A 14,333-nucleotide genomic window follows, 5' to 3' on the forward strand; every position below is an offset into this window, starting at 1 on the left:
TATGAGGAGACTATTGAGCCAGTGGAGGGACTCGAACCCACGACCTGCTGATTACAAATCAGCTGCTCTAGCCAGCTGAGCTACACCGGCAAAATGAATGCCTTGCAATACAATATTAAAAACATTTGAGCCAGTAGAGGGACTCGAACCCACGACCTGCTGATTACAAATCAGCTGCTCTAGCCAGCTGAGCTACACCGGCGACTCAATGTATTGCAATATCTAATCTTTAAAAAATTATTGAGCCAGTGGAGGGACTCGAACCCACGACCTGCTGATTACAAATCAGCTGCTCTAGCCAGCTGAGCTACACCGGCGACTCAATATTATTGTAATATTAATTCTTAAAGAAGTTATTGAGCCAGTGGAGGGACTCGAACCCACGACCTGCTGATTACAAATCAGCTGCTCTAGCCAGCTGAGCTACACCGGCAACTCTTTGTACTATAAAAATACTAACTTCTTTAAAAATTTTGAGCCAGTGGAGGGACTCGAACCCACGACCTGCTGATTACAAATCAGCTGCTCTAGCCAGCTGAGCTACACCGGCGACTCAAAATATTACAATATCAATTTTTCAAAAAACATCTGAGCCAGTGGAGGGACTCGAACCCACGACCTGCTGATTACAAATCAGCTGCTCTAGCCAGCTGAGCTACACCGGCGACTCATTTTGCGAGTGCAAAGATAGCATGGTTTTCCAATCTCGCAACACAAAACGTATGTTTTTTAAAACTTTTTTTTGCTTACATCGCGTTGATTTTCTCAACTAATTGACCAGCAACATTTTCAAGTTTTGTATAAACTCCTTTGAAATGTGCTTTTTTATTCTCAACATTTTTCTCATTCACTGCACCGATTAATTCATCGAATGATACGAATGCTTCTTCAAGTAATGCATTAGTCTCTGCAGTTGGTCCTCCAGTAGTCATTTCTTGAATATAAATCGCTTGAATAATATCACCTAATACATAGTGAATATCTTTCTTAAGGTTTTTTACGCTTGCCATAATTTCCTCTATTTAATATTAATTTGACGCAAATCTACAATTTAAAAATGGGGTAAACTACTCTTTTAAGAAACAAATATTTCCAATATAGTAGCCTCTCCTTTTAAGATTATCTCTGATACAGCTGCAGGTATAAGTACTGTGTCACCACAATTTAAAAAGTGTACTTCTGACCCGATCATAATATCTGCCTTGCCCTCAGTACACACATAAAGATAAAATCTATCAATATCTTTATTTACAGTATAAATACCTGATAATGGAATATAATTAACTGAAAAGAAAGGACACTCCACTACGTGGTTACCAATATTAACTACTTTATCATAAGTTAACTCTACTTTTTTATCTCCATAATTTATAGCTTCTAATGCCATGTCTACATGAAGCTCTCTAGAATTACCTTGAGCATCTAAACGATCCCAATCATATACTCTATACGTTATATCTGACGTCTGCTGAATCTCTGCTAACAAAACTCCTGCTCCAATAGCATGCACTGTCCCTGTCTCTATAAAAAAAACATCTCCTTTCTTAACAGGTATTTCCTTCAATATAGAAGGAAGTGTTTTAGATTCTAAATGTTCTAAATAGTCTTTTTGTACTACACCTTCTTTAAAGTCTACTACTACTTTTGCCCACTCATCTGCTTGCATTACATACCACATCTCTGTTTTACCAAAAGAACTATGACGACGCTGTGCTAAAGTATCATTAGGGTGTAACTGTATGGACAAATCCTCTTTAGCATCTAAAAACTTAAATAACAAAGGAAACTGTCTATCAAAACGAGCAATTATAGACTCGCCTAAAATATCAACAGGGTATTTCTCGATTAACTCATTTAAGTTTAACCCAGCATACACACCGTTAGCAACAATACTTATATCAGAAGATATCCCCGATATCTCCCAACTTTCTCCAACTTCATTTGAATCAATATCTTTACCTAATATTGACTTTAACTTAGTCCCTCCCCATATCCTATCTTTAAGAATCGGACGAAATAGTATTGGATATTGTTTAAAACTCATATATTAATCACTTCAATTAAAAATAAGCCTACGCTTATTTATCTTTTCCTTTTGTCTTAAAAAACGAGGGTGCAAGTTACAAATTTTCCTATTAGCAATCCCTATATTTAATACTCTCCTTTGAAAGAAACAAAATTTCTAGCTGTTTCATACAAGATTACTTCTAACTCTTTATCACTAGGGATAAAAGGTCTAAGCTTTTGCCATATTACTACTGCTATATTTTCTGCTGTAGGAATTAATGTTAAAAATTCAGGCACATCTAGATTTAAGTTTTTATGGTCAAATCGCTCTTCTATCTCTAATTTTATCAAATCAGACAGCTCCTTAAGATCCATAACGAACCCTGTCTCTTCATCCAGCTCTCCTGTCACTTGTACAATCAATTCATAATTATGCCCATGAAAGTTAGGGTTATTACATTTGCCGAAGATTAGTTCATTCTTCTCATCAGTCCACTCTTTCCTGTGCAAACGATGTGCTGCATTAAAATGAGCTTTTCTACTAACAGTTAATCTCATACTACTACTTTTTTTGAGCTTCTATAAAATGGTAAAATTTAGAAAATATAATCTTAAACCATTCAGTATATATATCTGGATGCTGCTCCATATCAAGCTTTATCCCCTCTATAGACATCCACTTCCAAGATTCTACTTCTTCTAAATTAATAGTTGGTTCTTCATCATAATATCCTATCATAACGTGATCAAACTCATGCTCCGTTAATCCATTAGCAAAAGGTGCTTTATAGATAAAACTAAATACATCACTTAATTCTACTTCGAATCCCATCTCTTCCATTAAGCGACGACGCCCAGCTTCTACGTTAGTCTCCCCTACTCGCTGATGACTACAGCAAGTATTAGTCCATAATAAAGGAGAGTGATATTTTTCAGAAGCGCGTTGCTGTAACATTACTTCATTATTCTCATTTAATATAAAAACAGAAAATGCACGGTGTAACAAAGCTTTCTCATGCACCTCCATTTTCCCCATTACTCCAACTTGTTCATCTTGTTCATTTACTAATATCACTAACTCTTCTTTCATGCCTATAATTTTATATCAACCTCAAAAATACAAAAAACTTATGGTTTTACTAACCTCTTTCGCACACTCCCCCTCTCTTTTTAAATACTAACGCAATATTGATTAATTTCGTGTATCAGAAGTAAGCTTAATCTACTATTCAGTAAGCTAAAAACACAATTCTCCCTCTAATACATTAATATCTTATTCGAGAAAAAGAACACTTTTATTATCAAGTGATACACATTAAACCCAGAATATGCGATAGACAAATAAACAAAAAGTAATTATACAAATCAGGTCTGAATTTGATTCAAGTATACTATAGCATGGTTTTAGAGCTAATGAAAGAGTGGTGAAGTAGAATTGCTTTGCAATATTTGGCTAACGCCTAATATGGGTTAAATATCACTTACTATATCTTTTTTTTAGATACTTTTGTACAAATGACTAAGATAAAAATGGAAAGACAAATAAAACTAATTTGGGACTTTAGAGGTCCTGCTGGGCAAAAAACAGCAGAACATCATGTAATACATCTCAAAGAATATGTAGCGATCGAAAAACTACCTATTACTATTATAGAATACACAATACTAGCTCCAGAACACACTATCGCCTATATGGTAGTCAATGATGAACAAATGAAACAACTTAGAGATGTCTTAAAACCACATCGCGGTGAACTATACGAGTAAAAATACATACTTATTATATCGAGATTGAATTTCAAATAACTAAATCTCGGTATAATAATATAGTTTATAAAACATCCTTTTCTCTCTATACCTCCCTTTACTTCAAAAAATCATTTCGTCAATTCCTTAATAGTTATATCAAATCAATTACTCATTTTTCTCTATCAATAATACAGGCTCGCAGTCCTTTTTTAGCTCTATAAATCTCTTCAAGTTTTATAGTTTTTTTACTTTCTTCCATCCTAATAACCTAAAAAGTGATTTTTGAGTATCCCTTAACGCCATTTTTATCCTCAACTTCTTCCCTAATAGACAATCTAAAGACTATTCTAAATAATTTTATTTCATTTTTTATCTAACAAAAAAGCACAATACACTAATAACCACCCAATTACCAATAAAACAAACTTAAACATCTATATCATCGACCTCCACTCATCTCAGTATACAACTGTCTTTGTCCTCGATTCTAGGACAATAATAGGAGAATAATAGGACAATAACTGGGTATAATGCTTAAATCTCCAAGAAACCAGCTGTCATACATCTATTATTCAGCAATCATTCTTTACTTACTATAATGTGAACTATCACCTCTACAAAATGAAATATGATTAAAAAAAGAAATATTTTTCCTCTTTTTTAACACCTATTCCATTCGCATTCAACCATCAAGTCAGAGCATCAAAGGGCTGAACAGTCTATAAAACTTTCCCAATAACTATATGCTTGGCATTCAGTTTTTATATATTAGAAAACAGGGAATAACAAAATCACAACATCACTAAAAAACAGAAATTATGGCAGAAATCAAACAAGGTATACCTAGGTCCAGTAAATGGTAAAGTAGGAACAGTCGTTGGAGTAACTTGGAGGGGAGTAAATTACATCCGTGCTAAACCTCGTAAGTCAAGTAAAAAACCATCAATGAAGCAATTACTCCAATGGGATAAGATGAGCTTGGTCTCAACATTTGCTAGTAAATTCAAAGACTTTGTCAATGCGAATTGTCCTCCTGTGCTGAAGGGTAAAAAATGGATCGCAGGTAAAGAACAAGTGATTTCTAGACTAATGACTCAAGGTATTAATTTAATCAATGGAGAACAACATATCAAAGTTGAAGAAGCTTTATTATCTATCGGAAATCTTGCTCATGCTGTCATCAAAAAGATTAATCGCCTAAAGACAGGTAAGTTTAAAGTGCTATGGGAAAATGGATTGATTAATGCATTAACTCTAAATACAGATAGACTGACGATGATGCTGTATGACGAGACCTTAGACCAGTTCATTGCTATAGCCGATGTAGGAAATCGCGTAGATAAATATGCTCATTTCAGCGTACCTACCGATTGGAGCAAGGGTACTATTTACTTCTGGAGTATGTGGAAAGCAGAGAATAGAAGTATTAATAGTACAAGCTGCTTTCATGGAATTATAGAATTAGAAAAAGAAGAGCTTAAAGCAGAAGATGGGAAGCAGGAAACAGGGAACGAGGAACAGGGAGTTGAGAATGGAAACCAACTGTTTTCGGAGGTTATACCTATAGAACAAGCTCGAGAAATATCACTTAAAAACTTTCTAGAAGAAGTTGATACAAGTACTGAAGTAGAAACTACATCATCCTTTACACCTCCTTTAAAAGAATATCAAGTGGTAGATCAAGTACATGCCGTGGAGCAAAATCCACCTATAGGTTCAGATACATCTTCTGAAAAGGAGAGATTATCCCGCTTGTTAGGCACCCCTTCAAAGAAAGAGAATTAAAAAAGTGGACTCCATCTGATTACATCCGCAAAGTAAATAAAGAAACTATCAAGCAATCTAAAACATCAGAAACTGAACTACAGAATGATCAAATGGGTAAAAAGCTGAGTAATGAACCACACTCTATACTAGCGTCTACTACTATCACAGAAGAGCAGAGAGAGTGAGTGAGGTAATATAATAACTACCTATACGAATTTTAGACTGACACATCTATATTTGATTAGAAACAAACAGTCAATCATTTAGTAAAAGTTTATTACAAGATCCATTTAGTAATTAGTTTATACTATTTGGCAAAAACGCCTTTGCGATAAAATGAAAAATAAAAAAATCCCCAGCTAAGACAACTGAGGACTATTTATCTATTTATATCCGCTGATAATTAATTCGCTTCTTTAGTCATAAACTGAATACGCATTAATCTCAACTCTTCTGTATCATAATCTCCATCAAACTCCGCCATGGCAGACTTAATATTATCTGTCTCAGAGTCCATAAAATAATCATAGATTTCTTCTTGCTGATCTTCGTCTAGTACATCATCTATCCAATATGATATATTAAGTTTAGTACCAGAATAGACTATCTGTTCCATTTCTTTTAACAGTCCATCCATATCTAATCCTTTAGCACTAGCAATATCAGATAAAGATAATTTTCTATCGACATTTTGGATAATATAAAGCTTCAAGGCAGAATTAGCTCCTGTAGATTTAACGACTAAGTCATCTGGTCTGATAATATCATTCTCTTCTACATATCTACTTATAACATCCACGAATTCCTTACCATACTTCTTCGCCTTTCCTTCACTAACACCTATGATATTAGACATCTCTTCTAAAGTAATAGGATATTTTAGTCCCATTTCTTCTAAAGAAGGATCTTGAAACACTACAAAAGGAGGAACACTATATTTTTTGGCAACTTTCTTACGTAAATCTTTTAAAATACCAATAAGCGCTTCATCAATTACCAAACTTGCTTTACTAGCAGCTAGATCAAGATCATTTTCATTAACAGAATATTCATGATCTTCTGTCATCATAAAAGACTGAGGTTTATCAATAAAGTTAAGACCAGCTTCAGTAAGTTTTAAAATACCATAAGCTTCAATATCCTTACGCAATAGATCTGCTACTAAAACCTGTCTAATTAATGCAATCCAATATTTCTCATCATGAGATTTACCACAACCAAAGAATTCTAAAGTATCCGTTTTATTCACTTTTAGTAAAGCGTTTATTTTCCCTAATAATGTAAAAACAATTTCTTTAGTTTTATAAACTTGCTTTGTACCACGTATTACTTTTAACAACTCTACGACACTGTCATTAGCCTCTACTTTCGTTTTAGGATTTCGAATATTATCATCCATGTCCGCTCCATCACCGTTCACTTCGTCAAATTCTTCTCCAAAATAATGCAGAATAAACTTTCTTCTAGACATCGATGTTTCAGCATACGCCACCACTTCTTGTAACAATGCGTAACCTATCTCCTGCTCAGCTATAGGTTTACCAGCCATAAATTTCTCTAGTTTCTCTATATCTTTATACGAATAGTATGCAAGACAATGGCCTTCACCTCCATCACGTCCAGCTCTACCCGTCTCTTGATAATAACTTTCTAATGACTTAGGAATATCATGGTGAATAACAAATCGAACATCTGGTTTATCGATTCCCATTCCGAATGCAATAGTAGCAACTACAACATCAACATCCTCCATAAGAAACATATCTTGATGCTTAGCACGAGTTTTGGCATCAAGACCAGCGTGATAAGGCACAGCACTAATACCATTTACCTGAAGTACATGAGCTATTTCTTCAACTTTCTTTCTGCTCAAACAATAAATCACACCTGATTTACCAGTATGTTGTTTAATAAAACGAATAATATCTGTTTCAACATTTTTAGTCTTCTGACGTATCTCATAAAAAAGATTAGGTCGATTAAAAGAAGCTTTAAATGTATTAGCATTTGGTATCTCTAAATTCTTCAAAATATCTTCTTGAACTTTAGGAGTAGCAGTAGCAGTCAATCCGATAATGGGGATATCTCCAAGACTTCTAATGATATTACGCAAGTTGCGGTACTCTGGTCTAAAGTCATGTCCCCATTCAGAAATACAATGGGCTTCATCAATAGCTACAAAAGATAATTTCTCCCCTTGTAAAAAGCTAACATACTCTTCTTTAGTTAAAGATTCAGGAGCGACATATAACAATTTAGTTACTCCTCTTTTAATATCTTCCTTTACCTGAGCAATCTCAGTTTTAGTAAGAGAAGAGTTAAGCACATGTGCTACACCATGCTCTGAAGACAAACTTCTGATAGCATCTACTTGATTTTTCATCAAGGCAATTAATGGCGAAACAACAATAGCAGTCCCTTCTAACACCAATGCAGGTAATTGATAACAAAGAGACTTTCCTCCTCCAGTTGGCATAATCACAAAAGTATTGTGTCCTGAGATAATACTTTTGACCACATCTTCCTGAAGACCTTTGAACTGTGAAAATCCAAAATATCTCTTTAACTCTTTGTGTAAGTCAATTTCAGTTGATTTCATTATTTTTGTATGGTATTTTACATAAATTTGCAGTACCTAAAGGTACAAAATTTCTTTAGTTCAAACATAATATTTAACATTCGCTCATTTTGAATACAGCAATTAACATATTAGACACCGCAAAAAGCACTTTATTATCTGAAAGTGAAAGCATTAAAAAACTCATCAACTATCTAACCGAGGATTTTGAAAAAGCCGTAGAAGCTATTTTCCACTGCAAGGGGCGAATAATTGTGACAGGAATAGGCAAAAGTGCACTAATTGGAGCGAAAATAGTAGCTACATTTAACTCTACAGGTACTCCGTCAATTTACATGCATGCAGCAGAAGCGATGCATGGAGATCTTGGTTTGATCCAGCCTGGAGACTGTATAATTTGTATTTCTAACAGTGGAAATAGCCCAGAAATAAAGGTGTTAGCACCTATGTTAAAAAGACATAACAATAAGCTTATCGCTATAACAGCTAATGAAAATTCTTTTTTAGCAAAAAGCTCTGACTACATTCTGTTATCCAAAGTAGATAAAGAAGCAGAATTAAACAACTTAGCGCCAATGAATAGCACTACTGCACAGTTAGTACTAGGAGATGCATTAGCTGCATGTCTAATCGAATTACGCCAATTCACAGCAGAAGATTTTGCGATGTATCACCCAGGAGGAGCATTAGGTAAAAAATTACTACTTTTGGTCAGAAACATATTAAAGAGCGAAAACAAACCATCTGTATCACCAGAATCTAGCATTCAAGATGTAATCGTAGAAATATCTGAAAAGAGATTAGGTGTAACGGCTGTAGTAGAAAATGACAGATTAATTGGAATTATCACAGATGGAGATTTACGTCGTATGCTTCAAAAAAGCAATAATCTAAATGACTATAAAGCAAAAGATATCATGTCTATCAATCCTAAACACATCGATAGTAATGAACATGTATCTAAAGCGTTATCAATATTAGAAGATAATTCTATCACACAATTACTTGTAACACAAGACGATAAATATGTAGGCGTTATACACCTACACGATATATTAAAAGAAGGTATAGTATAATTTATGGCAAACTCAAAAAAAACAATCAAGGAAATGTCTTTCCTTGATCATTTAGAAGAATTAAGATGGTTATTAGTTAGATCTTCCGCTTTCATTCTAGGTGGAGGTGTAGTAGCATTTATATTTAGTGATTTTATCTTTGATAAGATAATTTTCGCACCTAAGAAAAGTGACTTCGTTACCTATCAATTCTTTTGTAAACTAGCCCAAAGGTTTGACTTTGACCGTAGTTTTTGTTTGCAAGAACTACCTTTCGAGATTCAAAACAGGACTATGGATGGGCAGTTTTCTGTTTTAATTTGGACATGTATTTCCGCAGGTTTTATTATAGCAGTACCATTCATTTTATGGGAAATATGGAAGTTTATAAGTCCTGCATTGTACACTAAAGAAAAAAAATATGCTAGACTCTTTATTGTAGTATCTTCTCTTTTATTCTTTATGGGAGTAGTATTTGGATATTATGTAATTACTCCATTATCGATTAACTTTTTAGCTAATCTACAAGTAAGTGATATCGTTAAAAATCAAATTGATATAAACTCATATATAGGGCTAGTAAAGACTACTTCTATTGCCTGTGGGTTAGTCTTTGAGCTGCCTATTATTATCTATTTCTTATCAGTATTAAATTTAGTTACACCACAGTTTTTAAGAGACTATAGAAAGTACGCTATTGTTTTAATTCTAATTATAGCGGCAGTTATAACGCCACCAGATGTAGTAAGTCAGATCATCGTATCTATCCCATTACTTATACTATATGAAGTAAGTATTTACATCTCATATTTTGTCCAAAGAAAGAATAAGAAAGAGTTAGGACAAGATAATAACAAACAAATAGAATAACCTCATTATCTATCAATTATGAAATTACGAGCAGAAAATCTCATCAAGTTATATAAGAAACGAAAAGTAGTAAAGGGTATATCTGTAGAGGTTAATCAAGGAGAAATTGTTGGATTACTAGGTCCTAATGGAGCTGGAAAAACTACATCCTTCTATATGATTGTGGGGTTAGTTAAACCTAATGGAGGTAACATCTATCTAGATGACAAAAACATTACAGATTTCCCGATGTATAAACGTGCTCAGCATGGTATAGGATATCTAGCACAAGAGGCTTCTATTTTTAGAAAATTAAGTATCGAAGACAATATCTTAAGTGTACTTCAATTAACTAAGCTATCAAAGAAGGAACAAGTAGCAAAAATGGAATCTTTAATAAGTGAGTTTAACCTTGACCATGTTCGTACTAATAGAGGAGATGTATTATCTGGTGGAGAGCGAAGACGTACAGAGATTGCTAGAGCATTAGCTACAGATCCAAAGTTCATTTTACTAGACGAACCATTTGCAGGCGTTGACCCTGTAGCAGTAGAAGATATTCAAAAGATTGTTGCCAATCTAAAAAACAAGAATATTGGAATTTTAATTACTGATCACAATGTTCAAGAAACATTAGCTATTACAGATAAAACCTACTTAATGTTCGAAGGAGGTATCTTAAAAGCTGGTGTGCCAGAAGAGCTAGCTGAAGATGAAATGGTACGAAAGGTCTATTTAGGTCAAAACTTTGAATTGCGTAAGAAAAAAATAATTTTCTAAAAAGAAATAAGTATCTACTTTTACATTAATAGTAACTAAAAGATATCTTTTTATTAAATTACAAGTATTTTTTACTTTTAATAAACAAAAAAATGAATAGAGTACATAAATTACATTAATTTTCGCAAAAGTATCCATTTAACTCTACTCAGAAAAAACTATATTTGACACTTTATATAAAGAAACACTTTTTTTACACTATTTAGAAACTCTATATTTGCAAAAAAATAACAATGAAAAATAAAATTGCACTAAAACTAACTCTTTTTATAAGCTTTGTTTTCCTACTAGGATCATGTGCTTCAAAAGAAACTATTGTATACTACCAAAATGTTGAAGATGTCCTTTTAAAAGAGTCAAATGAGAATAAATTTGAAACGAGATTAAGAGCAGATGATTTGCTAATGATTATTGTCTCTGCACAAGATCCTGAGGCGGCAGCACCTTTTAACTTAGTAAATACAATGACAACTAATCCTAATACTCCTGCAGCAAGTGGTACTATGACGCAACAGTTATATTTAGTTGATAGTAATGGCAATATTGAATTTCCAGTACTAGGGACAATCAAGATAGGAGGAAAAAGTAAAGAAGAGGCTATCACCTTATTATCTAAGCAAATAAGTCAATATATCACAAACCCAATCGTTAACTTAAGGATTATGAACTACAAAGTAACGGTTCAAGGCGAAGTTAATAAACCAGGGGTACATACCATAAGCAGTGAAAGATTAACCCTAGCAGAAGCTATAGCATTATCTGGAGACCTAACTGTATATGGAAAACGCGATAATATCCTTTTAATAAGAGAAATAGACGGTAGAAGAGTACCTATACGTGTAGATATGACTAAAGCAGATTTTATGGTTTCACCATACTACTATCTTAATCAAAACGATATCGTATATGTCGAACCTAATAAAACTAAAGTAAACTCATCTGTAGTAGGTCCTAACTTAAGTTTGGCTATCTCTGCATTATCACTTTTAGTAACAGTAATAGCCTTAGCCGTAAAATAGAAAAATGGAAAATAAATTTGACAATCAAGAAAACTCTAATATAAATATACGAGAAGAACTAGAAAAATATTTAGTTCACTGGAGATGGTTTATATTCAGTGTTTTCATTACTGTAGCTTTAGCCTTTGTTTATTTACGCTATAGCCAAAAAATATACTCAATAAGTACTTCAATCATCGTTAAAGACGAAAAAAGAGGTGGAGGAATCGCATCAGAAATGGCTGCCTTCGCTGATTTAGGTATGTTCTCAGGAGGAAAAAGTAATGTTGAGAATGAGACACAAGTTCTTCAATCAAGAAGCTTAGCAGAAAAGACAGTAAGAAGATTACAGTTAAATATTAGCTATATAAATGATGATAGATTTGTTAAAACTGATTTATATGGAGACAGCCCTGTATCTATCAATTTTGTAGAAAGAGTATTTGATTTTGATGATTTAAAATATTCGTTTTTTATTAAAAACAGAACTGAGACATCATTTTTGTTATTAAATGAAGAGGAGGAAGAAATTGGTACATTCAAATTTGGGGAGCCAGTTACTACTGTTTTGGGTAAATTAGTTGTTACTAAAAATACACCTAAAAGAAAAGGAACATTAGATGATCTTAAGAAAGAAGGTTCTACTCAAGAGATCAACAACATTTTAATACAAATAAATCCTGTCCAAAAAGTTGTTGATTACTATGTAAAAGAGGTTAAAATTGCACCAACTGATAAATTCTCAACAGTATTAGAATTATCTTTACTTAACGCCACACCAGCTAAAGCAAAGGATTATCTTAATACGATGATTACCTTATACAACGATGGTGCGATAGCAGATAAGCGATTTATCTCTGAAAAAACATCTGAGTTTATCGATTCACGTTTAGTGCTTATCACAGATGAATTGGGAGATGTAGAAAAAAACGTAGAAGGTTATAAGGCTAAAAATAGTATCACAGATATTCCTACTGAATTAAAAATTCACTTAGAGAATGCTAATGTCTATGAAAAGCAAATTATTGAGAATGAAACAGAATTAAAGGTTGTTTCATCGCTAATTGAATTCTTAAAAAACAGCAAACCTAATGAACTACTTCCGGGTAATATAGTTGCTACAGACGTTAGTTCTAACAGCTTGATCAATCAGTATAACTCATTAGTACTTGACCGCAATAAACTAAGCTCAAGCACGACTAAATTGAACCCTACAGTTGTTAAATTAGAAGAACAAATTACTTCTATGAAAACATCGGTATTAGAAAGTCTACTAAGAGCAGAGAGCAATTTAAAAATTACTAGAAGAGAATTATCTAGTAAAGAGAATGAATTGAGATCTAAGCTTTCATTAGTTCCAAAACAAGAGAGAGAGTTTAGAATTATCGATAGACAACAGAAAGTAAAAGAAGCAATCTACTTATATCTTTTCCAAAAGAGAGAAGAAACAGCTATCGCTTTAGCAGCAACAGATCAAAATGCTAAAATCATAGATGTAGCTAAAAGTTCAGATAAACCTGTGGCTCCTAAAAAAGCTATTATTTTACTTGCTGCTCTAATCATGGGAGGTTTGATTCCTTTTGCTATTATATACCTACGAGCATTATTAGATACTAAGGTTAAAAACAGATTAGATATTGAAGAAAACACATCAGTACCGTTCTTAGGAGATATACCACACTCAAATGACAATTCAAAAATTGTGGATATCGCTAGTAGAACAAGTACAGCTGAAGCATTGCGTATCATTAGAACGAACCTTGAGTTTATGCTTAGTGGCGTACAAGATGGCAATGCAAAAATGATTTTCTTAACATCTACTTTCCCTAAAGAAGGAAAAACATTTACATCAGTTAATATTGCTGCAACAATTGCTTTATCAGGAAAAAGAACACTTCTTATAGGTTTAGACATTCGTAATCCTAGATTAGATGACTATATCATGTTACCTACTAAAGGGGTGTCAGATTACTTATTAAGAAAAGAGGATGATATCAACCAATATGTTGTTAAGATAGATGGTTACGAAAACATGTATGCTTTACCAGCAGGTACTATCCCTCCTAACCCAGCAGAGTTATTAATGGGTGATAGAATAGGCAATATGTTTGAAGAACTTAAAAAACAATATGACTATATAATTGTGGATACAGCTCCAGTAAGTTTAGTTACAGATACGCTACTTATTGCTAAATATGCTGATACATTTATCTATGTAGCAAGAGCAAATTATTTAGACAAACGTATGCTAAGACTTCCTAATGATTTACACAAAGAAGGTAAGTTACCTAATATGTCTATTATATTAAATGACACAGATACCAATAAAGGATATGGTTATGGATATGGTTATGGATATGGTTATGGACAAGATGCCGAAACAGATAATCGTTCATGGTGGAAGAAATTACTAAACATGAAATAACACCAAAGGTCACTCTTATACAGGGTGACCTTTTTCATTAATATGATAAAATATTATATCAAAAAATACCAAAACAGAAATATAGAAAGTCACTATTATCAAATTCATAATTCAACTCTAAAAAG

General features: G+C 33.2%; 12 protein-coding genes and 6 tRNA genes. 7 read left to right on the forward strand and 11 right to left on the reverse strand.

Annotation, left to right across the window (positions count from 1 at the left end; all coding sequences use genetic code 11):
* Window positions 1–16 precede the first annotated feature (16 nt).
* The 10 genes from LNQ81_RS01645 to idi form a co-directional block, all read right to left on the reverse strand.
* Window positions 17–90 (reverse strand) — tRNA-Thr (locus LNQ81_RS01645).
* A 38-nt stretch (window positions 91–128) separates the two neighbouring features.
* Window positions 129–202 (reverse strand) — tRNA-Thr (locus LNQ81_RS01650).
* Between the two features lie 41 nt (window positions 203–243).
* Window positions 244–317: transfer RNA gene (locus LNQ81_RS01655), tRNA-Thr, on the reverse strand.
* 42 nt (window positions 318–359) lie between these two features.
* Window positions 360–433 (reverse strand) — tRNA-Thr (locus tag LNQ81_RS01660).
* A 43-nt stretch (window positions 434–476) separates the two neighbouring features.
* Window positions 477–550 (reverse strand) — tRNA-Thr (locus LNQ81_RS01665).
* 41 nt (window positions 551–591) lie between these two features.
* Window positions 592–665, reverse strand: a tRNA-Thr gene (locus tag LNQ81_RS01670).
* A gap of 81 nt (window positions 666–746) precedes the next feature.
* Window positions 747–1,010, reverse strand: coding sequence for a hypothetical protein (locus LNQ81_RS01675; protein ID WP_229944445.1), 264 nt, complete (start codon window positions 1,008–1,010; stop codon window positions 747–749).
* Window positions 1,011–1,075: 65 nt separating this feature from the next.
* A complete protein-coding gene (locus LNQ81_RS01680) occupies window positions 1,076–2,044 on the reverse strand; it encodes a type I phosphomannose isomerase catalytic subunit (protein WP_229944446.1) in 969 nt (322 codons plus the stop codon).
* A gap of 107 nt (window positions 2,045–2,151) precedes the next feature.
* Window positions 2,152–2,565 (reverse strand): 6-carboxytetrahydropterin synthase, encoded by a 414-nt coding sequence (locus tag LNQ81_RS01685; RefSeq protein WP_229944447.1) that lies wholly within the window; start codon window positions 2,563–2,565, stop codon window positions 2,152–2,154.
* A gap of 4 nt (window positions 2,566–2,569) precedes the next feature.
* Entirely contained in the window at window positions 2,570–3,097 is a 528-nt protein-coding gene (gene idi, locus LNQ81_RS01690) for an isopentenyl-diphosphate Delta-isomerase (RefSeq protein WP_229944448.1), read from the reverse strand.
* 440 nt (window positions 3,098–3,537) lie between these two features.
* Here idi and LNQ81_RS01695 point away from each other — a divergent pair, with 440 nt between their 5' ends.
* Window positions 3,538–3,774, forward strand: coding sequence for a hypothetical protein (locus tag LNQ81_RS01695; protein WP_229944449.1), 237 nt, complete (start codon window positions 3,538–3,540; stop codon window positions 3,772–3,774).
* Window positions 3,775–4,662: 888 nt separating this feature from the next.
* The gene (locus tag LNQ81_RS01700; protein ID WP_229949220.1) at window positions 4,663–5,541 is read left to right on the forward strand and encodes a DUF6266 family protein; all 879 of its coding nucleotides are present in this window, start codon (window positions 4,663–4,665) and stop codon (window positions 5,539–5,541) included.
* A 385-nt stretch (window positions 5,542–5,926) separates the two neighbouring features.
* On the opposite strand, the gene LNQ81_RS01705 is transcribed toward LNQ81_RS01700, so the two are convergent.
* On the reverse strand, window positions 5,927–8,122 hold the full coding sequence (locus LNQ81_RS01705; RefSeq protein WP_229944450.1) for an ATP-dependent DNA helicase RecQ: 2,196 nt from the start codon (window positions 8,120–8,122) through the stop codon (window positions 5,927–5,929).
* Between the two features lie 89 nt (window positions 8,123–8,211).
* Between LNQ81_RS01705 and LNQ81_RS01710 the strand changes: the two genes are divergently transcribed.
* From LNQ81_RS01710 to LNQ81_RS01730, 5 genes are all read left to right on the forward strand, one after another.
* Window positions 8,212–9,177, forward strand: a complete 966-nt coding sequence (locus tag LNQ81_RS01710; protein ID WP_229944451.1) for a KpsF/GutQ family sugar-phosphate isomerase — start codon at window positions 8,212–8,214, stop codon at window positions 9,175–9,177.
* Window positions 9,178–9,210: 33 nt separating this feature from the next.
* The gene (tatC, locus tag LNQ81_RS01715) at window positions 9,211–10,026 is read left to right on the forward strand and encodes a twin-arginine translocase subunit TatC (protein WP_418887958.1); all 816 of its coding nucleotides are present in this window, start codon (window positions 9,211–9,213) and stop codon (window positions 10,024–10,026) included.
* A gap of 18 nt (window positions 10,027–10,044) precedes the next feature.
* Entirely contained in the window at window positions 10,045–10,785 is a 741-nt protein-coding gene (gene lptB / locus LNQ81_RS01720; protein ID WP_229944453.1) for an LPS export ABC transporter ATP-binding protein, read from the forward strand.
* A 233-nt stretch (window positions 10,786–11,018) separates the two neighbouring features.
* Window positions 11,019–11,804, forward strand: coding sequence for a polysaccharide biosynthesis/export family protein (locus LNQ81_RS01725; RefSeq protein WP_229944454.1), 786 nt, complete (start codon window positions 11,019–11,021; stop codon window positions 11,802–11,804).
* 4 nt (window positions 11,805–11,808) lie between these two features.
* On the forward strand, window positions 11,809–14,208 hold the full coding sequence (locus LNQ81_RS01730; RefSeq protein ID WP_229944455.1) for a GumC family protein: 2,400 nt from the start codon (window positions 11,809–11,811) through the stop codon (window positions 14,206–14,208).
* Window positions 14,209–14,333: the final 125 nt, after the last annotated feature.

The sequence above is a fragment of the Myroides oncorhynchi genome, assembly GCF_020905415.1.
GTDB classification, from domain to species: Bacteria; Bacteroidota; Bacteroidia; order Flavobacteriales; family Flavobacteriaceae; genus Flavobacterium; species Flavobacterium oncorhynchi_A.